The 21,435-nt window shown below is 64.4% G+C and carries 25 protein-coding genes; 11 read left to right on the forward strand and 14 right to left on the reverse strand.

Annotated features, from left to right (window positions below; all coding sequences use genetic code 11):
• Positions 1-139 precede the first annotated feature (139 nt).
• From Q0C64_RS01545 to pth, 4 genes are all read left to right on the forward strand, one after another.
• Positions 140-904: a TraB/GumN family protein gene (locus tag Q0C64_RS01545; protein ID WP_294120332.1), complete on the forward strand. Its 765-nt coding sequence runs from the start codon at positions 140-142 to the stop codon at positions 902-904.
• A gap of 40 nt (positions 905-944) precedes the next feature.
• The gene (locus Q0C64_RS01550; protein ID WP_294120333.1) at positions 945-1,430 is read left to right on the forward strand and encodes a hypothetical protein; all 486 of its coding nucleotides are present in this window, start codon (positions 945-947) and stop codon (positions 1,428-1,430) included.
• 107 nt (positions 1,431-1,537) lie between these two features.
• Positions 1,538-2,215: a 50S ribosomal protein L25/general stress protein Ctc gene (locus tag Q0C64_RS01555; protein WP_294120335.1), complete on the forward strand. Its 678-nt coding sequence runs from the start codon at positions 1,538-1,540 to the stop codon at positions 2,213-2,215.
• Positions 2,216-2,292: 77 nt separating this feature from the next.
• Positions 2,293-2,871, forward strand: coding sequence for an aminoacyl-tRNA hydrolase (gene pth / locus Q0C64_RS01560; protein ID WP_294120337.1), 579 nt, complete (start codon positions 2,293-2,295; stop codon positions 2,869-2,871).
• Here the strand turns inward: pth and Q0C64_RS01565 are convergent.
• Positions 2,868-3,551: a 2OG-Fe(II) oxygenase family protein gene (locus tag Q0C64_RS01565; RefSeq protein ID WP_294120338.1), complete on the reverse strand. Its 684-nt coding sequence runs from the start codon at positions 3,549-3,551 to the stop codon at positions 2,868-2,870. The two genes, pth and Q0C64_RS01565, sit on opposite strands and share 4 nt — an antisense overlap.
• A 72-nt stretch (positions 3,552-3,623) precedes the next feature.
• Here Q0C64_RS01565 and Q0C64_RS01570 point away from each other — a divergent pair, with 72 nt between their 5' ends.
• Positions 3,624-4,217 (forward strand): TIGR02466 family protein, encoded by a 594-nt coding sequence (locus Q0C64_RS01570; RefSeq protein WP_294120340.1) that lies wholly within the window; start codon positions 3,624-3,626, stop codon positions 4,215-4,217.
• A gap of 19 nt (positions 4,218-4,236) precedes the next feature.
• Here Q0C64_RS01570 and Q0C64_RS01575 read toward each other — a convergent pair whose 3' ends face one another.
• Positions 4,237-5,358, reverse strand: coding sequence for a histidinol-phosphate transaminase (locus tag Q0C64_RS01575; protein WP_294120342.1), 1,122 nt, complete (start codon positions 5,356-5,358; stop codon positions 4,237-4,239).
• A 132-nt stretch (positions 5,359-5,490) separates the two neighbouring features.
• On the opposite strand from Q0C64_RS01575, the gene ychF reads away from it, so the two are divergent.
• Positions 5,491-6,591: a redox-regulated ATPase YchF gene (gene ychF, locus Q0C64_RS01580; RefSeq protein ID WP_294120343.1), complete on the forward strand. Its 1,101-nt coding sequence runs from the start codon at positions 5,491-5,493 to the stop codon at positions 6,589-6,591.
• Between the two features lie 3 nt (positions 6,592-6,594).
• On the opposite strand, the gene Q0C64_RS01585 is transcribed toward ychF, so the two are convergent.
• The 3 genes from Q0C64_RS01585 to Q0C64_RS01595 form a co-directional block, all read right to left on the reverse strand.
• Complete coding sequence (locus Q0C64_RS01585; protein WP_294120344.1) at positions 6,595-6,786, reverse strand: hypothetical protein; 192 nt, start codon at positions 6,784-6,786, stop codon at positions 6,595-6,597.
• A gap of 12 nt (positions 6,787-6,798) precedes the next feature.
• Positions 6,799-9,426 (reverse strand): TonB-dependent receptor, encoded by a 2,628-nt coding sequence (locus tag Q0C64_RS01590; RefSeq protein ID WP_294120345.1) that lies wholly within the window; start codon positions 9,424-9,426, stop codon positions 6,799-6,801.
• Between the two features lie 102 nt (positions 9,427-9,528).
• Positions 9,529-11,124, reverse strand: coding sequence for a tetratricopeptide repeat-containing sulfotransferase family protein (locus Q0C64_RS01595; RefSeq protein WP_294120346.1), 1,596 nt, complete (start codon positions 11,122-11,124; stop codon positions 9,529-9,531).
• Positions 11,125-11,222: 98 nt separating this feature from the next.
• Between Q0C64_RS01595 and Q0C64_RS01600 the strand changes: the two genes are divergently transcribed.
• Positions 11,223-11,678, forward strand: coding sequence for a MaoC family dehydratase (locus tag Q0C64_RS01600; RefSeq protein ID WP_294120347.1), 456 nt, complete (start codon positions 11,223-11,225; stop codon positions 11,676-11,678).
• Here the strand turns inward: Q0C64_RS01600 and Q0C64_RS01605 are convergent.
• From Q0C64_RS01605 to petA, 4 genes are all read right to left on the reverse strand, one after another.
• Positions 11,675-12,205, reverse strand: a complete 531-nt coding sequence (locus tag Q0C64_RS01605) for an adenine phosphoribosyltransferase (protein ID WP_294120348.1) — start codon at positions 12,203-12,205, stop codon at positions 11,675-11,677. The two genes, Q0C64_RS01600 and Q0C64_RS01605, sit on opposite strands and share 4 nt — an antisense overlap.
• A 123-nt stretch (positions 12,206-12,328) precedes the next feature.
• A complete protein-coding gene (locus tag Q0C64_RS01610; RefSeq protein WP_294120349.1) occupies positions 12,329-13,258 on the reverse strand; it encodes a cytochrome c1 in 930 nt (309 codons plus the stop codon).
• Positions 13,259-13,272: 14 nt separating this feature from the next.
• Positions 13,273-14,541 carry a cytochrome b N-terminal domain-containing protein gene (locus Q0C64_RS01615; protein WP_294120350.1) on the reverse strand — a complete coding sequence of 423 codons (1,269 nt, stop codon included), beginning with the start codon at positions 14,539-14,541 and terminating at the stop codon, positions 13,273-13,275.
• A gap of 13 nt (positions 14,542-14,554) precedes the next feature.
• Complete coding sequence (gene petA / locus Q0C64_RS01620) at positions 14,555-15,121, reverse strand: ubiquinol-cytochrome c reductase iron-sulfur subunit (protein ID WP_294120351.1); 567 nt, start codon at positions 15,119-15,121, stop codon at positions 14,555-14,557.
• A gap of 167 nt (positions 15,122-15,288) precedes the next feature.
• Here petA and Q0C64_RS01625 point away from each other — a divergent pair, with 167 nt between their 5' ends.
• Both Q0C64_RS01625 and hemF read left to right on the forward strand, forming a co-directional pair.
• The gene (locus tag Q0C64_RS01625) at positions 15,289-15,738 is read left to right on the forward strand and encodes a tRNA (cytidine(34)-2'-O)-methyltransferase (RefSeq protein WP_294120352.1); all 450 of its coding nucleotides are present in this window, start codon (positions 15,289-15,291) and stop codon (positions 15,736-15,738) included.
• Positions 15,735-16,577 carry an oxygen-dependent coproporphyrinogen oxidase gene (gene hemF / locus Q0C64_RS01630; protein WP_294120353.1) on the forward strand — a complete coding sequence of 281 codons (843 nt, stop codon included), beginning with the start codon at positions 15,735-15,737 and terminating at the stop codon, positions 16,575-16,577. Before Q0C64_RS01625 ends, hemF begins: the two co-directional genes overlap by 4 nt.
• Positions 16,578-16,580: 3 nt before the next feature.
• Here hemF and Q0C64_RS01635 read toward each other — a convergent pair whose 3' ends face one another.
• Entirely contained in the window at positions 16,581-17,405 is an 825-nt protein-coding gene (locus Q0C64_RS01635) for a hypothetical protein (protein WP_294120354.1), read from the reverse strand.
• Positions 17,406-17,502: 97 nt separating this feature from the next.
• On the opposite strand from Q0C64_RS01635, the gene lipB reads away from it, so the two are divergent.
• Positions 17,503-18,159, forward strand: coding sequence for a lipoyl(octanoyl) transferase LipB (gene lipB, locus Q0C64_RS01640; protein WP_294120356.1), 657 nt, complete (start codon positions 17,503-17,505; stop codon positions 18,157-18,159).
• 86 nt (positions 18,160-18,245) lie between these two features.
• Positions 18,246-18,476, forward strand: a complete 231-nt coding sequence (locus tag Q0C64_RS01645) for a hypothetical protein (RefSeq protein ID WP_294120357.1) — start codon at positions 18,246-18,248, stop codon at positions 18,474-18,476.
• A 73-nt stretch (positions 18,477-18,549) separates the two neighbouring features.
• On the opposite strand, the gene queE is transcribed toward Q0C64_RS01645, so the two are convergent.
• The 4 genes from queE to Q0C64_RS01665 form a co-directional block, all read right to left on the reverse strand.
• On the reverse strand, positions 18,550-19,182 hold the full coding sequence (gene queE, locus Q0C64_RS01650) for a 7-carboxy-7-deazaguanine synthase (protein WP_294120358.1): 633 nt from the start codon (positions 19,180-19,182) through the stop codon (positions 18,550-18,552).
• The gene (gene queC / locus Q0C64_RS01655) at positions 19,179-19,877 is read right to left on the reverse strand and encodes a 7-cyano-7-deazaguanine synthase QueC (protein WP_294120371.1); all 699 of its coding nucleotides are present in this window, start codon (positions 19,875-19,877) and stop codon (positions 19,179-19,181) included. The genes queE and queC overlap by 4 nt, the downstream gene beginning before the upstream one ends.
• A gap of 137 nt (positions 19,878-20,014) precedes the next feature.
• Positions 20,015-20,359: a DUF3617 family protein gene (locus Q0C64_RS01660; RefSeq protein WP_294120359.1), complete on the reverse strand. Its 345-nt coding sequence runs from the start codon at positions 20,357-20,359 to the stop codon at positions 20,015-20,017.
• Between the two features lie 109 nt (positions 20,360-20,468).
• Entirely contained in the window at positions 20,469-21,368 is a 900-nt protein-coding gene (locus Q0C64_RS01665; protein WP_294120360.1) for an Hsp33 family molecular chaperone HslO, read from the reverse strand.
• Between the last annotated feature and the right edge of the window lie 67 nt (positions 21,369-21,435).

Raw genomic sequence — 21,435 nt, forward strand, 5'->3', positions numbered from 1 at the left:
GGCGGCTCGGTTTATCGCAAATGGTTGAAATTTCACGGATAGTTTGTTGACCGTTAACCATTAGTGGTGGACCTTGACCCCTCAACCGGGGGGGTCGCAGGTGAAACGGACAGGATTTGCCCAAGCTGGAGTTGGCGCGATGGCGCTGCTGATCGCGACGCCCGGGCTGGCCGAGACCCAGCCGATGCCGCGCATCCCCGCCCCCTCGATCATCCGCGCCACCCCGGCCCTGTGGGAAATCCGCGACGCGGATACCACCATCTACCTGTTTGGATCGTTCCACGCGGTGGACCGGCATACGGTTTGGATGGACAACCAGGTCCGCAAGGCATTCGACGAAGCCGATGAGCTCGTGCTGGAGACCGTCCCGCCATCCGACGCCGCCGAGGTGAAGCGGATCGGCGCCCAGGCGTCGGCTGACCGGTCCGCATTCATGAACGGCGTGCGCACGGCCATGTCGCAGGCACGCGCATCGGGCTTGACCGCCCGGGACGGCACCGACGCCGTGCTGCGCCGCCTCGCCGATGCGCGTGGCAAGCGGGTCAGGGGGCTGGAGGATTTTGGCACCCAGCTAAAGGCGCTATCCAGCATTCCCGCTGCGGTCGCGCCGGCGCACCGCGCGGCACCGCCCCGGCCCGTAACGGTCGCCAGCCTGTTCGATTCGTGGCGCAGCGGCCGCGACACGGCCTTCGCGGAGGTCGTCACGTCGCTGAAGGATCAGTCACCTTTGGTTTATGACGCGCTGATCGCCCAGCCGAACGCCCGCTGGGGCCAGTGGATTTCCGACCGGCTGCAGCAGCCGGGCGTGGTGTTCGTCGCGGTCGGTTCCGGCCATCTCGCCGGCAAGGACAGTGTCCAGTCCTGGCTCGCCGCGCGCGGCATCACTGCGACCCGGGTCAGCTAACGCCTGTCTAACTCGTTCCGCGTCGTGCTATTGGGGCTGAATGCCGACCCCGATTGATCGCCGTACCTTGCTTTCAGCCTTGCTTGCTGCCGCCATCGCCAATCCCGTTACGGGGGCAGCCCGACCGTCGCACCCGACGAAAATCCTGTTTGTTTGCCAGTATGGCAGCGTGAAAAGCCCGATCGCACGGGAATTGTTGAAACGGCGCGCGGCGCAGCTGGGCATCAAGGTAGACGTGAGGGCACGCGGGATAACGCCGGAGCGCCATTTGCCCGAGGAAACCCGGCGGTCGCTTGCTTCGGAAGGGATTGATCCAACGGCCGAGCCGCTCCGGCAACTTGCGGCCGCTGACATCGAGCGGGCCGACATGGTCATCTTTTTCGACAAGCTGCCTCCGGGCTACGTCCCGAAACACTCCCGCGATTGGACGGATTTGCCGTCAATCGTAAACGACTATCGGGCAGCGAGGCTGAGCCTCGACCAGCGAATTGATCGACTGCTGAACGAACTCTCCCCAGGTCGCTGACCCCTAACCTTGCCAAATTCGGGTCGCGCCCGTATAGGCGCGCGCTGCTCACCCATGGTCATCCCTGGAGGCGTGGCGGAGCATGAAAACCTAGAAGGAATGCGAAAATGAGCGAACAGCTGACGCTGCCCGCCGAAGCGCGCGAACGGGCTGGCAAGGGAGCCTCCCGTGCACTGCGCCGCGATGGCCGGGTCCCCGCCGTGGTGTACGGCGAGAAGAAGGAGCCTCTCTCGATCCATGTCGAAGAGAAGCTTCTCACCAAGATGCTCCACACGGGGCACTTCATGAATTCGATCGTCATGATCGATGTCGGCGGCAAGGCGACCCGTACCCTGCCCAAGGCGGTCGACTTCCACCCGGTTTCGAGCCGGCCGATCCATGTCGATTTCCTGCGCGTCGGCGAGCACAGCAAGGTGCACGTTAACGTCCCGGTCCGCTTCGATAACGAAGAGGCCTCGCCGGGCCTGAAGCGCGGCGGCGTGCTCAACGTCGTCCAGCACGAGCTGGAACTGATCTGCGGCGCGGCACACATTCCCGACGAGATCCACATCCCGCTCGACGGGCTGGATATCGGCGATTCGATCCACATCAGCGAGGTCAAGCTCCCCGAGGGCACCAAGCCGGCGATCGACGACCGCGACTTCACCGTCGCCACCATCGTCGCTCCGTCGGCGATGAAGGCCGAGGAAGAAGAGGCCGCGGCCGAGGGCGAAGTCCCGACCGTCGGTGACGAAGCAGCTGAAGGCGAAGGCGATGCCGGCGCCGCGGGCGGCGACGAAGCCTAGGCTTCTCTTCGACCCATTCGAACAAGGACGCCCATCCCGCTTGCGGGGTGGGCGTTTTTGCTGGCAGGACGCGCGCGATGCAGATTTGGGCAGGCCTCGGCAATCCGGGCGCGCAATATGCGCTGCACCGCCACAATGTCGGCTTCATGGCCGTCGATGCGATCGCCGAGGTCCATGGTTTTGGCCCGTGGCAGAAGAAATTTCGCGCGCTGGCCAGCGAGGGCCGCATCGGCCGCCGCAAGATCCTGCTGCTGAAGCCGCAGACTTTCATGAACGACAGCGGCGACGCGGTTCAACAGGCGCTGCGCTTCCACAAGCTCGACGTCGACGCCCTCACCGCCTTCCACGACGAGCTCGACCTGGCGCCGTTCAAGGTCAAGGTCCGGGTCGGCGGCGGGCTTGCCGGCCATAATGGCCTCAGATCAATCAACGCATCGCTGGGGCCCGACTTCCGCCGCGTGCGGATCGGCATCGGCCACCCCGGCCCCGGCCAGAAGGAAAAGGTCACCCCGCACGTTCTCGGCAACTACGCCAAATCCGAGATGGAGCCTGTATCCGACCTGTTGGGGGCGATTGCCGCCGAAGCCGAGTGGCTGGCGGATGGCGACGATGCCCGGTTCATGAGCGAGGTTGCCCGGCGGCTGGGCGACGCCTAGCGGCGCGGTTTCGCCAAAATGTTCAAGGCAGGCGGTGGAAGCTGCGTTCCAAGCCGGTTCGGCTGCCCCTGCCGGAAGTGCCCGTTGAACGCGATCGTCACGCGATCATCGTCATCGTCGTTGGGATGAACCCAATGCACCAGCGAACAGGGGAAGATCAGCACGGTGCCAACCTCCGGATGGATTACCACCTTTTCGGCGGTAATCGGGGCGTTGATGATCCCCTTGCCCATCAGCGGCTTGTGCGGCGCAAGGAATTCGATCGCCCCGCTCTGGCCGCCGGCCTTTTTCGGCACTTTCACATAATAGACGCCTGACCAGAAAGCGCCGGTATGATCATGCGGCGCGTTGTAGGCGCCGCGCGGATTGACGTTGACCCAGCCGTCGGCAAGCAGCTCGATGTTGGTGAAATCAGTGTCCGGGGCAACGCCCTTGGTGGCCCGCGCCATCATCCTGAGCAACAGTTGCGCCAGCTTCGCGTGCGCGGGCTCCCTGCGGTCGAACAGGTCGCGCTCGCTGTGCCATCCCTTGCGATTGCTCTTGGTCATCCCGCCCTCGACCTTTTGCCGGGCGGCAATCTCCGCCAGCAGCGCCTTGTTGAGCTTCGCGGCGTCTTCAACCTCGAACTGCAGCAGCGGTGTCGGGAAAAGTTCGCTGATGGATTGGAGCTTGAACGCCAATTGATCCCCCCGGGCTGCTTTGCCGGTTCAAAGCCCCTCGCGGGCTCAAGCGCAAGAGGCTAAGCGGTTGCCATGCCCGTCCGTACCCTTTTCGCCACCCGCCTGTACCAGGCCACCATCGACGATGCCGCGCTGCTCGGCGAGCTGGCCCATTCGATCCGGGTCCTTGCAGCAGACGATGCGGCCGGGCGCCGCTGGAGCCGCGACAAGGGCTATAAGGGCTATACCAGCTACGCCTCGCTCAACGACCTGCCGCGCCGCGACCCGGCGTTCGACGACCTGCGCAAGCTGCTCAATCGCCACGCAGCGGCCTTCGCCAGGGAACTGGCGTGGGACGTGAAGCCGAAACTCGACAGCCTGTGGGTCAATTTGCTGAAGCCCGGCGGTCACCATGCCGGGCATATCCACCCCCATTCGATCCTGTCGGGCACCTTTTACGTCGAAGCGCCCAACGGAAGCGGCGCGATCCGCTTCGAAGACCCGCGGCTGCCGCAGATGATGGCGGCGCCGCTTCGCCATGACGAGGCGCCGGAGGATTTGCGCCCGTTCGTGGCGGTCGAGCCCAAGGCCGGCTTGCTGCTGCTGTGGGAAAGCTGGCTGCGCCATGAGGTGTTGCCAGGCACCGCCAAGGCCGACCGGCTCAGCATCAGCTTCAATTTCGCGTGATGTGCGGCTCCATCGCTAATTAGGTTCTCACGGCCGCCGGCAGCGCCGCTGCGTAACGACGCACGTCCTCTATTTTCCCGGTACTGACACGCGACCATTGCTTCCACTTGCCATAGGCGCCGCGGATGATGATCCCACGGTCGGCCATGCGGGCCTTGACGGCATTCGCGTCAGGCACCCGAACAAACACGAAGTTCGCCTGACTGGGGAGCACGTCCAGCCCAGCCTTGCGGGCGGCATCCAGGATCAAACCTCTGCCCTCGAGGATGCGGTTCTTCGAGAAGGCCATGAACGCCTCATCGTTTAGCGATGCAATGGCGGCTGCCAAGGCGGCCGAGCCAAGATCGACAGTCATGATGTTGCCCTGTATCCGCTCGGCATTGGCAGGCGTGGAAAGCGCATAGCCAATCCGGAGCCCCGCGAGCCCGTAGATTTTCGAAAAGGTCCGGCTGACGATTACGTTACCGCCCGCCTTCACCAGGTCGATCATCGAGTTCGACCCCGGTTGATCGGTGAGCTCATTATATGCCTCGTCCACCAGCAGGACCGTTTCCTTCGGCAACTTCGATGAGAGTGCGCGGAGAGCCTGTGGATCGACCAGCATGGCGGTCGGGTTGTTGGGGTTGCACAGATAGACCATCGACGCCTTGTTCGTGGCAGCAGCAGCGGCCATCGCATCGAGATCGATATTCATGTCCGGCCGCAGTGGCACTCTGAGCAGCCGGCCGCCATGACGCGCGGCGACCTGCAATGGTTCGTCAAAGAACAGCTCCGGGCAGACAATCGGGCCGCTCCTGCTCCATTCTAGCGCAGCTGCACCCAGCACCTCGGTCGAGCCGTTGCCGATGACTGCATGACCGGGGGTGAGCCCGAAACGTTTAGCGACCATCGCGCGCAGCCGCTCACTCGCGTCGTCGGCATAATAGCAGCCCTTTGACGCCGCCGCCGCCATCGCCTGGATCGCTCGGGGAGACGGCCCGTAGGGATTCTCGTTGTACGTCAACCAGGCGATCCCCGGATCCGGACCGAACAAAGCTCGCCATGGCCGTGACTCCGCCAGAGCGGGAGCACCGCCGAGCGCCAGTGCCGCCCCTGCCGATGCTGCTCCAATTAGCGATCTTCTCGATAGGCAGTTCGTCATGGCTTTCCCCCTCACGACCGCTGTTGCGGGGTTGTTTTAGTCTGCGCCATAGCGACTCTCCAGTGCGCTTCTTGGCAGCAGCACCAACATGCGGCTAAGGGCGGCGCAAACCTTTCCCCTTCAGGACGACCCATGGGCTTTAAATGCGGCATCGTCGGCCTGCCGAACGTCGGCAAGTCGACCCTCTTCAATGCGTTGACCGAAACGCAGGCGGCGCAGGCGGCCAACTATCCATTTTGCACGATCGAGCCCAACGTCGGCCAGGTCGCGGTGCCCGATCCGCGCCTTGACAAGCTCGCCGCCATTGCCGGCTCGGCCAAGATCATTCCAACCCAGCTGGCATTCGTCGATATCGCCGGGCTGGTGAAGGGCGCGTCGCAGGGAGAGGGCCTCGGCAACCAGTTCCTCGGCAACATCCGCGAGGTCGACGCCATCGTCCACGTCCTGCGCTGCTTCGAAAATGACGACATCCAGCATGTGTCGAACAAGGTCGACCCGATTGCCGATGCCGAAGTGGTCGAGACCGAATTGCTGCTCAGCGACCTCGAAAGCCTCGAGAAGCGCGTCCCCAATTTGGTCAAGCGCGGCCAGCAGGGCGACAAGGAATCGAGGATCGCCGCCTCGGTCCTGAGCCAGGCGCTGGACCTGCTCCGCGACGGCAAGCCGGCGCGGCTCACCAGGCCCAAGGATGACGAGGAAGCGCGGGTGTTCAGCCAGGCCCAGCTGATCACCGCCAAGCCGGTGCTCTATGTGTGCAACGTCAACGAAGACGAGGCCGCCGAAGGCAATGCCCAGTCCGCGCGTGTGTTCGAGAAGGCCAGGTCGGAAGGCGCCAACGCGGTCATCGTTTCAGCCGCAATCGAAGCCGATCTTGTGACCATGGACATGGACGAGCGCATCGCCTTCCTCGAGGAGATGGGCCTGCATGAAACCGGGCTCGCCCGGGTGATCCGCGCCGGTTACGACCTGCTCCACCTGATCACCTTCTTCACCGTCGGGCCCAAGGAAGCGCGCGCCTGGACGGTCGAAAAGGGCTCGAAAGCCCCGCAGGCGGCCGGCGAAATCCACACCGATTTCGAACGCGGCTTCATCCGCGCCGAAACCATCGCCTATGACGATTATATCGCCCTGAACGGCGAGGCCGGCGCCCGTGACGCCGGCAAGCTACGCCAGGAAGGCAAGGACTATGTGGTGAAGGACGGCGATGTCCTCCACTTCAAGTTCAACGTCTAGGGACTAGCGCATCGCCTCGCGGAACAGGCCGAAGCTGAGCACGGCGGCGACCGCCACCGCGACCCAGCTCAATCCCTGGCCCAAAACATGGGTGCCGATCACGACCTGGAACCCGGTCATGAGCCGGTAGACATGGACCAGCGCCATCAGCCCGAAGATGATGGCCGCAATCAGCGTGAACGGCCGGCCGGTCATGACCTCACCCCGCTAATATTTATATCCAACCCTGAGGCCGAGAGTGCGTGGCCGGCCCGGCACGATGAAGCTCCGGGTGCAGCTGCCGCAATTCACGCCGCGTGACAGCTCGTTGGTGCTGTCGAACACGTTGGTGACATAAAGTTCGGCGCTCCACTTCGTCCAATCGATCCCCGCGAACAGGTCGACCACGGTCGAGGATTTGATCCGGCCCTGCCACAAATTGGGATCGCAGGTGGGGAAGCCGAGCGAGGAGCAGTCGAGCCCGACGCCGGACATGGCGGTGAGGCTGCGCAGCGACGACCGTGCCGAGCCCTGGTAGGCAACGCCGCCCTGGACGTGGGCTTTGGCGTCGTTGAACACGTGCCAGGTGTAGCGCGCCGTGGCCGACCCCTTGAACTTCGGCGTTACCGGCAGGCGGCTGCCGCTCGGCACCGAAATGAAGCTGAAATCGCAATGCGGCGTCGGGTCTTCACTCGATCCGCAAATATCGCCCTTGGATTTGGCGTCGGTGTAGGCGGCCGCCGCCGTCAGCGACAATCCGTTCTTGCTGTAGGAAAGATCGGTCTCGATGCCGTTGATCCTGGCGTCCTTGCCGTTGTGGATCTCGGTAAAGCTGTTCTGCCCGAGGAAGCTGAACTGGAACTTCTTCCAGAGCTGATGATAGACGGCACCATTCCACCGCACTGGTCCAAGCGTGGTCTTCCAGCCAAGCTCATAATTGTTGAGGAAGTCGGCATCGTAAGGCGCAATGTCGCCGCGCCGGTTGATGCCGCCGGGCCGGAAGCCGCGCGACCAGGTCGCGTAGAACAGCAAGTCATCGGAGGGCTTCCAGGTCGCGTTGAAGCGATAGATGACACCGCTGTCCTTGACCCGCTTGGGCACAAGCTTGCCGTCAACGAAATCCGCCAGGTTGGTACAGGGACTCCCCGAGACCACCGGCGGCAGGAGTGTACGATCGGTCGCATAGGTATTGGTATCGCGATCGTAGAGGCGCTCGCCGCTCACGGTCCAGCATTGCGCGACGCCCGTGCGGTTGCTGCCCGCGGCGTTGCGCGGGAAGGCAGAGTATGGCCCGGCCCCGCCATCGCCCGGATTCCGGCCGAATCCGAAGAAGCCGATCAGGCTGTTGTCGAACTTGTACCATCGCCCGCCGGCAGTCAGCGTGATCTGCGGTGTCACGTCGTAGCTCGCTTCGCCGAACAGCGCATAGTCCTTGTCGACGCGCTTTTGCTGGGTCAGCCAGAGCGTTCCGGGAAGTCCGTTTACCGAGACAAAGTCGCCAAGGCCATCGACCTTATAATCCTGGTGGATAAGGTTCGACTGCCGCTGATAGAAAGCGCCGGCGATCACGCGGAACGGCTTGTCCGCGGGTGAAGCGATGCGCAGTTCCTGGCTCAATTTCCTGAAGTGGTCGGTGCCGATGATGAACTGCTGCGGGTTGATCGAGCGATTGCCCGCGTTGTCCAAATAGTAGAAATATTGGAGGCCGCGGCCGTAGAGGCCGCCATAATAGTCGGCATAGAGCTGTTCGTAGGCGTCGGCGTAATCGGCGTAGTCGCTCAGCGTGTACGTCCTGCGATCCATGTAGGCGCCGGCGTAGGTCACATCGAAATTCGCGATCTTGCCCTGGATGGTCAGCGCCGCCTGCCAGAATTTGTCCGAGCGGAAGTCGTCGCGGAAGCGATCGATCTTGTCCTCGCCGAGGTCGGGATCGTAGAAGAAAACGCCGTTGGCGCGCATCTTCTGGAACATCAAGGTCGGCGTTGCCGTCCAATTGTCGTCTAGATCGACCTTCAGCGCAGCCCGGCCACCCCAGGTCGTCAGATCGTTGAAATTCTTCTTCTCCAGGCCGGTGTTCGTGACGGTGAGGTTTGGAACGTCGTCGCCGTCGACATCTTCCACGGCATAGTAAGTGCGCTCGCCGTGGATGTTATCGATAAAGCCCGCATCCTTCTGATAGAAGGCAGCGGCGCGGAACGCAACGCGGTCCGCCAGCGGCAGGTTGATCATGCCCTCCAGCTTGCCGCCCCGATCGCCGCCCGTGAGCGTGTTGATTTCGCCGTCGATCCGGCCGGACGTGACACCCAGCTCCGGCTTGTTGGTGATGATGCGGATCGTGCCCGCTTCGCTCGATGCGCCGTACAGCGTGCCCTGCGGGCCGGCGAGGCTCTCGATCCGGGCGATGTCATAAATATGGACGTCGAGCGTGCCGCCAATCGTCGTGATCGGCTGTTCGTCGAGGTAGGAGCCGACAGAGGGTAGTGAGCCCGAGTGGTTGCCGTCGCCGCCGGTCGCGACGCCGCGCATATAGACCACGGTGACACCCGGCTGCGCGGTCTGGAAACTGACCGACGGCAGCTGCTTGGTATAATCCTGGAAATTGGAGATGTTCAGCTGGTCGAGCCGCTTGGTGCCGATGGCCTGGACGCTGATTGGAACGTCCTGGAGATTTTCCTCGCGTTTGGTCGCGGTAACGACGATCACATTGTCATTGTCGTCGCTGGTTGCAGCCGGAGCTGGCTGGGTTGCCGGGGCGGGCGCGGCGCCCGTATCCTGGGCAAATGCCGGTTGGGTAAAGGCGGTGCTGGCAAGCAACCCCAGCGTAAGAGCGCGGCCAAAAGCAGTCCGGTCAGTCATCAATGCCCCCTTGAGACTTATGTGACGCGATAGCGGCACGGGCATTGCAACTTGTCAACGGCTATCCGTTGCGGGGACGCACTGAACCGGCGAATTAACGGCCTAGCGTTGCAAAAACGACGCGGGGACCCCCGGATAGGCCTCAAGCACCTCTCCCAGGGCCTGCTTCAGCGGATCGAGATGATGTTCGTAGCGCTGCCATTCCTCGGTCGCGTCGCGATAGATCGGCTGGCGCACTTGTTCGGAACTTGGTGTGCGAACCGCGCGCTCGTTTTCGTGAAACGCTAGGCAGGCCGGTTCGAACTCGAGGCCGCAATAATCGAGCAGCGCGCGGATTTCCGCCTCGGTGTCGTCGACCATGCGCTCATAGATCACGCGGTGAACCTTGCCGGGCAGCACCGTGTCGATATGCGCCATCAATCGCACATAGTCGGCATAATAGGTTCCGACCTCGGCGAGGTCGTAGGTGAAGGCCTGGCCGCGGGCGAAATGCTGGCGGAAGTTGGAGAAGCAACAGCCGAGCGGATGGCGCCTGGCATCGATGATCCTGGCGTTGGGCAGGATCAGCCGGATGAATGGCACGAACAGCCAGTTGTTGGGCAGCTTGTCGATGAAGAAGGGACGATCGGTCCGGCGCTGCACGCTGGTCTGCTTGAGATATTTTTCTCCCAGCTCGAGCCGCTCGGCTGCGGTCAGTTTGAGGACATCGGCCGGATAGCGTCCAATGGCCTGGGCCAGCGTGGGAATGTCGGCGAGTTCGGACGTGCCTTCGACCAGCGAATGGGACGACAGGATCTGCTCGACCAAGGTCGATCCGGCGCGCGGCATCCCGACGATGAAGATCGGATCGGGCGCCTCATAGCCGCCGGCGCGCTCGGCAAAGGCGGAGGCGGTAAATTGCTCGATGCAGCGGGTAACGGTCCGGCTGATCTTCGCCGCATCATGCGGCACCAGTTTCACCCGAATGGCATTACCGGCCGCATAATGGGCGAACGCTTCGTCGGACCGCCCGGCGTCATGCATCGCCTTGCCGAGCGCAAATTCGAGCTGCAGCCGATCGTCGTCATCCAGGTCCGTGCGTTCCAGCCCGGCCTGCATTGCGGCGATATCGGCCTCGTCGAACTTGACGGTCTTCAAATTGGCGAGGCTCCACCATGCCTCACCGAGGGCCGGCTTGAGCGCGATCGACTTGCGATACGCCGCGACTCCCTCCGCCTGGCGGCCGACGGTCTTCAGCAAGTGGCCATAGCTCAAAAGGACGCGCGGCTGCCGCGGCGAGCGTTTGAGCACGTCCTCGTACAGACTAATCGCCTGGTCGAAATCGCCCAGGCGTCCCAGCGTCGCCGCCTTCAGGTTCCAGTGGCCGGGATCGTCCGGCTCCGCGGCCAGGACGTCGTCCATCAAGTCGATGGCCTCTGCCGGGCGTCCCATGCGGCCGAGCACCAAAGCGAGATTGGCCCGCGCCGCGGTAAATCCGGGCGCCAGCTCGACCGCCCGCCGCAACAGGCTTTCGGCGTCGCGCCAACGCCCGATCCGCGCCGCCAGCTCGGCCAGCATGCGGATCGCGGCGACGTCGAACGGATCCTCCTTGAGATGCGGCTTCAACAACCGCTCGGCGACATCGAGCTGGTTGTCGTGCAGCGCGATCGCCGCCTCGACCAGCCGCGGATGCCAGCGATGACTTTGTGGGTTGCTCACAGTGCGTCAGTAGCCCGCGTTTCATCGGCTCGCCAAGCGCCGTAGAAAGTTTCATTTTGCCACTTTCTTTGGCGAAGCAAAACCGCCAGAGGATGCGCATGATCTATTTCGATGACATCCACGTCGGCGACGGGACCCTGTTCGGCCATTATGATGTGACCCGCGAGGAAGTACTCGAGTTCGCGCGCAAATATGACCCGCAGCCGTTCCACCTCAGCGATGAGGAAGCCGCCAAGACCCACTTCGGGAGGCTCGCCGCATCGGGCTGGCACACCTGCGCGATGACGATGGCGGTGATTGCCCGCCATGTGGTCGAGACCGAGCAGGCGGGCCTCGGCTCTCCGGGCATCGACGAACTGCGCTGGCTGAAGCCGGTTTATCCGGGCGACCGGCTGACGGTGCGCGGCGAGGTGATCGAGACCATCCCGTCGCGGTCCAAACCCAACATCGGCGTCATTCGCAGCCAGAACACCATCACCAACCAGGACGATGCCCCGGTGATGCGCTTCATATCGATCGTGATGATGCTGCGGCGGCCCGAAACGGACGCTTAATCGCCCGCAAATTCTAACAGGCTGACCGCCTCGATCCCGGCCTCGGCGAGCGCCCTGGCGCCGCCCAGGTCGGGCAGGTCGATGACGAAGCGGGCGCCAGCGATCTCGCCCCCTGCCCGCCTGATCAGCCGCGCCGCGGCCAGCGCCGTGCCGCCGGTCGCCAGCAAATCGTCGACGATCAGCACCCGCGCGCCGGGCGCGCAGGCGTCGACATGCATCGCCAGCCGGTCGCTGCCATATTCGAGCGCATAATCCTCGGCGATGGTCGCGCCGGGCAGCTTGCCGTCCTTGCGGATCAGCAGCAGCCCCGCGCCGAGCCTGACCGCCAGCGCTCCGCCGATGGCGAAGCCGCGCGCCTCGATCGCCGCGACAAGGTCGACCGGGCCCTCGACCGTCTCGGCCAGCGCAACGATGGTGCGCGCCAGGCCGCTGCTGTCGAGCAGCAGCGTGGTGATGTCGCGGAACTGGATGCCCGGCCTGGGAAAGTCCGGGATGGTGCGGACGAGGGATTTCAGGTCAACGGTCATTGCTCTTCCCCCGCCGGGGGAAGTGCCGTCATCGCGTGACGGCGAAGGGGGATTCTTGCAAGCCGCATAACCCCCTCCGTCAGTCCAAGGGACTGCCACCTCCCCCGATGGGGGAGGAGCAATTTACTCGTCGATCCCGGCTTTCTTGCTGGCCCGTTTGCGCTTGGTGGCGACGGCGGGCGCCGGCGCAGGTTGCGGGGCGCCCTTCTTGCCCTTCACGCCGGCCCAGATGTTCTGGTAGCTGAGGTACGCGAGGATGGTCGCGACGATCAGGAAGGCCAGTACCGCGAAGCCGCTCTTGTGGCGGCCCTGCAAATTGGGCTCGGCCGTCCACACCAGGAACGCTGACACGTCCCTGGCCATCTGGTCGACCGTCGGCTTGGGGTTGCCCGGAGCATAGACCACCTGGCCCTCGCTGGTCAGCGGCTGCGGCATGGCGATGTTGAGGTTCGCGAAATAGGGGTTGTAGTGCAGTCCCGGCGCGGTCTTCGACCCCGGGAACTTCTTCACGAGTTCCGCCGGCTGGTTCTGGTAACCGGTCAGGATCGAGTAAATGTACTGCGGTCCGCCTTCGCGCGCCTTGGCCATCAGCGACAGGTCGGGCGGCAACGCATTGTTGTTGGCCGCGCGCGCCGCCGTCTCATTGGCGTAAGGCGACGGGAAGTGATCGGACGGAACCGCCTTGCGGGTCGCCGGCTCACCGGTGTCCGGGTTCACCGAGGGAACCTCGACCTGCCACTGGTTGGCAATCGCCTTTACCTCGGCCTCTTCATAACCGAGCTGGCTGAGGTCACGGAACGCGACGCGGGTCAGGCTGTGGCAGCCCGAGCAAACTTCCTTATAGACCTGGAAGCCGCGCTGGAGCTGCTGCTTGTCGAACTTGCCCATCGGCCCGTCCGAGGCAAACTCCACTTCCTTCGGTTCGCGATGATATCCTTGCTCGGCGGTCGCCGCGGGCGGCGACTTGAGGTTGGTGATGAGGGTCGTGCCGAACGCCCACAGCACGGCGAGGACGAATGCGGCGCCTACGGCACGGGCAATCCAACGGATCATCTAACCTTACCCCCTTAGTTCGCTGGCGCCGTCGTGCCGTGCAGCACGCTTTCCGAAATCGAGTTCGGCAGCGGCAGCGGGGTCTCATATTTGGAGACCAGCGGCAGGATGATCAGGAAATGCGCGAAATAATAAGCCGTCGCCAGCTGCGAGAACGCGACAAAGATCGGCGTGGCTGGTGATCCGCCACAATAGCCGAGGATCGCCACGTCGAGCAGCAGCAGCCAGAAGAAGCGCTTGAAAACCGGGCGGTAGGCGCCCGACCGGACCGGCGACTTGTCGAGCCACGGCAGGAAGAACAGCAGCAAGATCGAGGTGAACATCGCCAGCACGCCCCACAGCTTCGCGTCGATGCCGAGGAAGTTGGAGGTGAAGGCGCGCAGGATCGCGTAAAACGGCCAGAAATACCATTCGGGAACGATGTGCGCTGGCGTCGCCAGCGGGTTGGCCGGAATGTAATTGTCCGCGTGACCCATGGCATTGGGAATGAAGAACATCACCGCCGCATAGGCGGTCAGGAAGGCGGCAGCGAACCAACCGTCCTTGGCGGTGTAGAAGGGGTGGAACGGCAGCGTGTCCTTCTCGGTCTTCACATCGACACCGGTCGGGTTGCCCGATCCGGGGATGTGCAGCGACCAGATGTGGAGGATGACCACGCCGGCGATCACGAACGGCAGCAGATAGTGCAGCGAGAAGAAGCGGGTCAGCGCCGCCTGGTCGGGGGCATAGCCGCCCAATAGCCAGACGCGGATCGGCTCGCCGACCACCGGGAAAGCGGAGAAGAAGCCGGTGATGACCTGTGCTCCCCAATAGCTCATCTGCCCCCAGGGGAGGACATAGCCCATGAAGGCGGTGGCCATCATCAGCAGGTAGATGACCAGGCCGAGCATCCACACCAGCTCGCGCGGGGCCTTGTAGGAGCCGTAATAGAGGCCCCGGAATATGTGGATGTAGACGACGATGAAGAAGAAGCTGGCGCCGTTCATATGGGCGTAGCGCATCATCCAGCCGCCGTTGACGTCGCGCATGATGTGCTCGATCGAATTGAACGCGCCGTCGGCCGAAGCGAAATACCACATCGCCAGGACGATGCCGGTGACGATCTGGATGGTCAGGAAGATGCCGCTGAGGACACCGAAGTTCCAGCCATAGTTGAGGTTGCGCGGCACCGGATAGCCGCCGCCGACCGCGTTATAGACCAGCCGCGGGAGCGGCATGCGCTGGTCGAACCAGCGGCCCAGCTCGGTCTTGGGTTCGTAGGGCTTGGCCCAGGCAAAGCTCATGACGGTTACCCCCTTAACCGATGGTCACGACGGTGTCGGACGTAAACGCATAGTCCGGCACATGCAGGTTTAGCGGCGCCGGGCCTTTGCGGATGCGCGCGGCGGTGTCGTAATGCGATCCGTGGCAGGGGCAGAAATAGCCGCCGTAGTCGCCGCGATTCTCGCCCTCGCCGGTGCCCAGCGGAACGCAACCGAGGTGGGTGCAAACGCCGAGCGTGATCAGCCAATTCTCCTTGCCCGGCTTGGTCCGCTCGTCGAGCGTCTGCGGATCGCGCAGTTCGCTCAATGGCACGGCCTTGGCGGCGGCGATTTCCGCCCCGGTCAGGTTGCGGACGAACACCGGCTGCTTGCGCCAACTGGTCTTGATCGCCTGGCCCGGCGCGATCTTTGAAATGTCGACCTCGGTCGAAGCCAGCGCCAGCACGTCGGCCGGCGGGCTCATCTGGTTGACCAGCGGGATCGCCACGGCGACCGCGCCGACGCCGGCGAAACTGACGGCGGCGATGTTGATGAAGTCGCGACGGCGGAGGCTATGGTCGCCCTCCACTTTCGCGGCGTTGAGTTCTTCCAACGTGGCCATGCTCACCCTTAAGACCGAAATTTCGCGCGATGCCGAACGGCATCAAATACGGCCCGCAAGGGAGAACCCCGAGCGGTTGGCGGGCCTGATAGCGTCTCACCCTGAAGTTGCAAATGGGCAAATTGTTGCCCTTGTGAAGTGACTCGCTGCCGGACTATCGGCGCGGCATGCGGCTCGCCCTGTTCGAACCCGAAATTGCCGGCAACGTCGGAGCGGTGATGCGGCTTGGCGCCTGCATGGGCGTGGCGGTCGACCTGATCGAGCCATTGGGCTTTCCATGGGACGACAAAAGGGTCAGGCGGACGGCGATGGACTATATCGACCATGTCGATGTGACGCGGCACGCCTCGTTCGCGGATTTTCGCGCGACCACGCCGGGGCGGCTGATCCTGTTCACCACCAAGGCAAATGCCTCGCCTTACGACTTCGCCTTTGAAGCCGATGACCTGCTGCTGTTCGGCAAGGAAAGCGGCGGCGTTCCGGCCGAGGTCGCGGCGGCGAGCGACATGAAACTGAGGCTGCCGATCCGCGCCGAAGTGCGCAGCTTCAACCTTGCCACCGCCGTCGCGCTCGCCCTGGGTGAGGCGCTGCGCCAGACCGATGGATTGCCCGCATGACCCCGCTCGACAATCAGCAACAGGAAGCGCGCGACTGGTTCGAGGCGCTGCGCACCCGCATCTGCGATGAGTTCGAGGCGATCGAGCGCGAGGCGGGCAGCGACGCCAAGTTCGAGTTCATTCCCTGGGAGCGGACCGACGAGGACGGCACGCCGGGCGGCGGCGGGGTGCGCGGGCAGATGATCGGCACGGTGTTCGAAAAGGTCGGGGTCAATGTCTCGACCGTCGGCGGCAGCTTTTCCGAGGAATTCGCCAGGCAAATCCCGGGAGCGGAAGAGGACCCCAGCTTCTTCGCCACCGGCATCAGCCTGGTCGCGCACATGGCCAACCCGCATGTGCCGGCGGTGCACATGAATACCCGCTTTCTGACGACGACGCGACGCTGGTTCGGCGGCGGCGCCGACCTCAATCCGGCGATCCCCTATCAAGAGGATACCGACGCCTTCCATGCCCGCCTGCGCGCCGCCTGCGCCGCGCATGACCCGACCTTCTATCCGCGCTTCTCGAAATGGGCCGAGGAGTATTTCTGGCTACCCCACCGCAAGCGGGCGCGCGGGGTGGGCGGCATTTTCTACGACCGGCTGGAAGGCCATTTTGAGGAGCATTTCGCCTTCACCCGCGACGTCGGTGAGGCGTTCCTCGACATCTACCCGAAGATCGTCAGGGCGCGAATGGACATGCCGTTCACCGACGCCGACATCGAGACGCTGCTCCAATTTCGCGGCCGCTATGTCGAATTCAACCTGCTCTACGATCGCGGGACATTGTTCGGGCTCAAAACCGGCGGCAATATCGACGCCATCTTGATGAGCCTGCCGCCGCTGGCGAAGTGGAGCTAGCGATCAGCCCTCCTGCTTGACGTCCGGAACATGCGCCTGCCCGGCACTGAGCTGGGCATAGATCCGCGCCAGCATCGACGTGTAGACCATCACGAAGCCGGCCTGGACCAGCCCGCCGGTCAGCGCCACCAGCAGTAGCGAAATCGACCAGGGCTCGGGCCGTCCGAACAGCAATGTGACCAGCGCGCCGATCACCGCGCCGACGGTCAGCGCGACGACGAAGAAGCCAACCGTCAGCATCAGGACAAACCCCAGCAGCCGCCAGAACTGGCCGCCGGTCAGGGCGAAGGCCCGGCGGATGGTGGCGATCGGGCCGATCGCCTCGCTGGCCGCCACCGGCACCAGTATCATGATCCGGACCGAGCCGTAGAGCAGCGCCACCGCGGCGAGGCAGAGTAGCAGCCAGCCAACTCCGCTGACGCCCGACCAGTCGAACTGGCCGCTTTCGACCGACCGGCCCATGCTGATCGCCAGGATCGCCGAGAAGGCGAGGATGACGAGGACACCAATCATCAGCACGGCGAGGATCAAGGTCGGCGCCCGGCGCGCGCCCTGGCCGATCGCCTCGCCGACGCTGCCGCTCCAGCCGTTGACCAGCAGGACCATCGCCAGCTGGCCGACAAACATGACGATGATCATCGCCAGCACTACCAGCATCCACAGGCCTGCGGGCGGCTGCTGGCCAGGCGCAACCTGCGGCTCGACCATCGAGGCGATCACCGCCGGCAGCAGGATCAGGCCAAGCGCGATCGGGACGATCAGCCGGCGATGCGCCTGTAGCGCGGCTTTGGCTTCGTCCCATGCCCTGCCGATCGATAGACTGCTCATGGCTCACCCCGTTAATTGCGTGCCGCTGTTATGCGGAGCCGGACCGGCGCTGGCAACGCCCTTGCCCCGGCGGCGCTGCAGGGCCATGTCGCGCGCCATGATCGACGGCATCGAATGGAAGGTCAGCGAAGGCCTCGTTCCCTATGAAACCGCGCTGGCCGAGATGGAGGCACGCGCCGCCGCCGTCCGCGCCGGCGCGGCGAGCGAGCTGGTCTGGCTGCTCGAGCATCCGCCGCTGTTCACCGCCGGCACCAGCGCCGATCCGGCCGAGCTGTTCAATCCTGACGGCTTTCCGGTGTTCGAGGCGGGCCGCGGCGGGCGTTATACCTATCATGGGCCGGGCCAGCGGGTCGGTTACCTCGTCCTCGACCTCGAAAAGCGCGGGCGTGACATCCGCTGCTTTGTCCATTCGCTCGAAGGCTGGATGATCGCCGCGCTGGCCGAGCTCGGCGTCGAGGCCAGGCGTGAACCCGGGCGCATCGGCATCTGGACCGGTGAGGGCGCGGCCGAGGCCAAGATCGGGGCGATCGGGGTCCGGGTGAAGCGCTGGGTCACCCTCCACGGTTTCTCGATCAATGTCGCTCCGGACCTATCCCACTTCGGCGGAATCGTGCCCTGCGGCATCGCCGAATATGGCGTCACCAGCCTGGCGGCGCTTGGCCGCGACAGCTCGATGGAGCGGCTTGATGATGCGCTGAAGCGGGTATTTCCCTCATTTCTCAATAATTTAAGAGATATCTCACAAGCCGCTTGAGGCGCGCAATGCTCCCGACTATTGTGCCCGCGATTTGCGAAGGCGGGGCAGCCGCCAAGCAGGTCTGACAATCAAGGGAGTTTTGAATGCGTGCTTTGATCCTGGTCGCTGGTGCGGCCCTGGCGGTTTCGGCTTGCAGCAGCAACGAAGCCGCTGAGAACACGACGAATGTCGACGAGACCCTCACCACCGAGAACGTCGTCGCCAATGACACCACTGCCATCGACGCGACCGCCAATGCGGATACCGCGATGGCTGCGGACGCCAACGCGACCGACGCCAACGCGATGGACGCTACGACCACCAACGCCCAGTAATCTGGCGTTGGGCCGCTCCTAAGCGGCTCATGGTATTTGGAAGGGGTCGCCGGAGCAATCCGGCGGCCCCTTTCTATTTGAGGCCGACCACCTTGTGCGCTTGCAGCGCCAGCCGCCACTTGGGCCGTCCCATCGCAAGCGCGATCGAGGCATCATAGCTGGCCTGCGTCTCGGCGCAGTCCATCGGCTGGACCAGGAAATGGTCGAAGCCCCACCCTTCGAGGTCGACCGGGTCGATCCCCTGTTGCGGCCAGACCAGCTTCAGCTCATTGCCCGAACGCTGGACCACGTCGGTGCCGGCCTTGGGGCTGATGCACAGCCAGTCGATCCCGGGTGTGGCGGCGATGGTGCCATTGCTTTCGACCGCGACCCGGAAGTCGCGGGCATGTAGCGCCTCGATCAATGCGGTATCGAGCTGGAGCATCGGCTCGCCGCCGGTAATCACAACCAGCCGCCGGTCCTGTTCCGAGCCCCACAGCGCCTCGATATGCGCCGCCAACCGTTCGGCACCGGCAAATTTTCCGCCGCCCGGACCATCGGTGCCGACGAAATCGGTGTCGCAGAAATTGCATTGGGCCGTCGCGCGGTCGGCCTCGCGCCCGCTCCACAAATTGCAGCCGGCAAAGCGCAGGAACACGGCGCGGCTGCCGGCCTGCACGCCCTCACCCTGTAGCGTCAGGAAGGCCTCTTTGACTGCGTAGCTCATGCTGCAACGTACCGCGTCGGATCGGGCAGTCCTGCCTCCTCGAACCCCTTGGCCCGCAGGCGGCAGGCATCGCACAGGCCGCAGGCACCGCCGTCCGGCGCGGGATCGTAGCAGCTATGGCTGAGCCCGGCGTCCAGGCCGAGGCGCGCCGCCTCCCTGGCGATGTCGGCCTTGGTCATATGCTGCAGCGGAGCGTGGATAGTGAAGCCGTCGCCCTCCACCCCGGCCTTGGTCGCCTGGTTGGCCAGCGCTTCGAACGCGGCGATGAATTCGGGCCGGCAATCGGGATAGCCCGAATAGTCGAGGGCATTGACGCCGACGAACAGGTCGCGGGCGCCCGCCGCCTCGGCCCAGGCCAGCGCGAGACTAAGGAACACCGTATTGCGCGCCGGGACGTAAGTGACCGGGATTCCCTCGCCGACCCCGTCCTTCGGCACCGCGACGTCGCTGGTCAGCGCCGATCCGCCAAAGGCGGTCAGGTCCATCGGCAGGACGATGTGCTTGTCGGCCAGCTCGGCCGCGATCCGCCTGGCCGCTTCCAGCTCGACGCGGTGGCGCTGGTGATAGTCGATGGTCAGCGCCAGCACGGAATAGCCGGCCTCGCGCGCCAGGGCCGCGCAGACCATCGAATCCAGCCCGCCGGACAGCAGCACCACCGCTGACTTCTCATATTCATTGCTCATTTGCCGGCGCAGATAGGCGCGGCAGGCACAAAAAAATAGGGCCGCGCGAAACGGGCGGCCCAGTTGTTCGGGCCTATGCCCGAAAGGGAGGAAAGCGTGCCGAAGAAGGGCACGAGCCGATTCCTAGCCGATTCATGGTTAAAGGCCGCTTAACGGCGGGCCAGATGTCCGGGCTGGCAATCGCCGGCGCGGCGCGCGTACAGCTTGTAATGGAACGGCAGGCCGCCCGAGATTCCCTGCGTGTCGATGGTCAGCGAGCGCGGCGTCACCAGAGTCACCACGGATCGGCCAAAGCCGCCGTCGGCGCAGGTATAGCTGATCTCCGCATTGGTGCCGCGATCGCGGATCACGGAGCGCGTGCAGCGGCCGTTGCGATGCTCGAACTGGGCCAATATGTCGGGCGACGCCACGCACAGCCGCGTCGGATTATGGCCGGTCGCGCTGGTGCTGACCTCCCACAGCCCGCCGGCCGCCGGTGCCAGAGCATGGGGCAACGTGGCCGCCAACAGGCCAGCCGAAAGAAATACGGTGGCCGCAAGGCCGATTCGAACCCCTTCACGCATCACCAGGCATATACCACAGGCACCTTAACCTAGCGTAACTTTAGGCCGCTTCCGCGGCGATTGGGAAGCTTGATGCGCAAAAGGCGCAATCGACGCGGATCAGCCCGTCCTCGCCGACCATCGCCGCGCGCTCGTCGGGTGGGAAGCGGGCGATGACCGAGGCGATATAGTCGGGGCTGCAGCGGCAACCCTTGGCCAGGGCGACCGGCGGAAGCGTCCGCACCTCCGGCTCCTCGTGCAGCAGGCGCCAGATGAGGTCGTCGAGCGGCAGATCGCGATCGGTCAGCTCCTCGGGCTTCACCGATCCGACCAGCACCGCGACATGGGGCCATTCGGGATGGTCGAGCCTGGTGTGCAGCCGGTCGCGGCCCTCTTCGCCTTCGGGCAAATGCTGGAACATCAGGCCGCCCGCGACCCAGCCACGCTCGTCCTTCTTCGCGGCGAGGCGGACGATCGACGGGATCTGCTCGGACTGAGCGAAATAGCTTTGCGCGGCCTCGGCCAGCCCCTCTCCTTCGAGCGGGACGATGCCCTGGTAGCGCTCGTTCATCGCCGGCTGGTCGAAGGTGATGGCGAGATAGCCGCGACCGAACAGCGAGAAGAGCGTCGGATTGGGCCCCGCCTCGGCCAGCCGCTCCGGATCGTGGCGGACATAGCCGCGCAATTCCCCGCCCAAATAGTCACATACCAGCAGGTCGACGATCCCGGCTTCGGTCTGGGCCTGGATGGTGAGCTGGCCGCTCGGGTCCTTGAGCAGCGAGCCGAGCAGCGCGGTCAGCACCAGCGCCTCGGCCAGCAGTTGCTCGAGCACCGGCGGATAGCCATGATTGGCGAGGATCTGGTCGAGCGCGGGACCGATCCGCGCGGCCCGCCCCCTGGCGTGTCGCGACGGTACGGTGACGCCCAGCGCGACGTCGGTTTTAAGCGAAATCTCGGTCATTTCGGTGGCAGATAGGGGGCAGGCAGTCTGCGCACAAGTTGAAGCCCCTCCCCTCGATGGGGAGGTG

The sequence above is a fragment of the Sphingomonas sp. genome, assembly GCF_023266535.1.
Taxonomy (GTDB): Bacteria; Pseudomonadota; Alphaproteobacteria; order Sphingomonadales; family Sphingomonadaceae; genus Sphingomicrobium.

Excerpts from the sequence above, each read along its gene's own strand:
- queE (WP_294120358.1), bottom strand. The coding sequence starts at position 19,182 with ATGAGCTACGCAGTCAAAGAGGCCTTCCTGACGCTACAGGGTGAGGGC.
- petA (WP_294120351.1), bottom strand. The coding sequence starts at position 15,121 with ATGGCCACGTTGGAAGAACTCAACGCCGCGAAAGTGGAGGGCGACCAT.
- ychF (WP_294120343.1), top strand. The coding sequence starts at position 5,491 with ATGGGCTTTAAATGCGGCATCGTCGGCCTGCCGAACGTCGGCAAGTCG.
- Q0C64_RS01635 (WP_294120354.1), bottom strand. The coding sequence starts at position 17,405 with ATGAGCAGTCTATCGATCGGCAGGGCATGGGACGAAGCCAAAGCCGCG.
- lipB (WP_294120356.1), top strand. The coding sequence starts at position 17,503 with ATGATCGACGGCATCGAATGGAAGGTCAGCGAAGGCCTCGTTCCCTAT.
- Q0C64_RS01625 (WP_294120352.1), top strand. The coding sequence starts at position 15,289 with ATGCGGCTCGCCCTGTTCGAACCCGAAATTGCCGGCAACGTCGGAGCG.
- Q0C64_RS01585 (WP_294120344.1), bottom strand. The coding sequence starts at position 6,786 with ATGACCGGCCGGCCGTTCACGCTGATTGCGGCCATCATCTTCGGGCTG.
- hemF (WP_294120353.1), top strand. The coding sequence starts at position 15,735 with ATGACCCCGCTCGACAATCAGCAACAGGAAGCGCGCGACTGGTTCGAG.
- Q0C64_RS01605 (WP_294120348.1), bottom strand. The coding sequence starts at position 12,205 with ATGACCGTTGACCTGAAATCCCTCGTCCGCACCATCCCGGACTTTCCC.
- Q0C64_RS01600 (WP_294120347.1), top strand. The coding sequence starts at position 11,223 with ATGATCTATTTCGATGACATCCACGTCGGCGACGGGACCCTGTTCGGC.
- Q0C64_RS01615 (WP_294120350.1), bottom strand. The coding sequence starts at position 14,541 with ATGAGCTTTGCCTGGGCCAAGCCCTACGAACCCAAGACCGAGCTGGGC.
- Q0C64_RS01550 (WP_294120333.1), top strand. The coding sequence starts at position 945 with ATGCCGACCCCGATTGATCGCCGTACCTTGCTTTCAGCCTTGCTTGCT.
- Q0C64_RS01545 (WP_294120332.1), top strand. The coding sequence starts at position 140 with ATGGCGCTGCTGATCGCGACGCCCGGGCTGGCCGAGACCCAGCCGATG.
- Q0C64_RS01610 (WP_294120349.1), bottom strand. The coding sequence starts at position 13,258 with ATGATCCGTTGGATTGCCCGTGCCGTAGGCGCCGCATTCGTCCTCGCC.
- Q0C64_RS01645 (WP_294120357.1), top strand. The coding sequence starts at position 18,246 with ATGCGTGCTTTGATCCTGGTCGCTGGTGCGGCCCTGGCGGTTTCGGCT.
- Q0C64_RS01555 (WP_294120335.1), top strand. The coding sequence starts at position 1,538 with ATGAGCGAACAGCTGACGCTGCCCGCCGAAGCGCGCGAACGGGCTGGC.
- Q0C64_RS01590 (WP_294120345.1), bottom strand. The coding sequence starts at position 9,426 with ATGACTGACCGGACTGCTTTTGGCCGCGCTCTTACGCTGGGGTTGCTT.
- Q0C64_RS01665 (WP_294120360.1), bottom strand. The coding sequence starts at position 21,368 with ATGACCGAGATTTCGCTTAAAACCGACGTCGCGCTGGGCGTCACCGTA.
- Q0C64_RS01575 (WP_294120342.1), bottom strand. The coding sequence starts at position 5,358 with ATGACGAACTGCCTATCGAGAAGATCGCTAATTGGAGCAGCATCGGCA.
- pth (WP_294120337.1), top strand. The coding sequence starts at position 2,293 with ATGCAGATTTGGGCAGGCCTCGGCAATCCGGGCGCGCAATATGCGCTG.
- Q0C64_RS01570 (WP_294120340.1), top strand. The coding sequence starts at position 3,624 with ATGCCCGTCCGTACCCTTTTCGCCACCCGCCTGTACCAGGCCACCATC.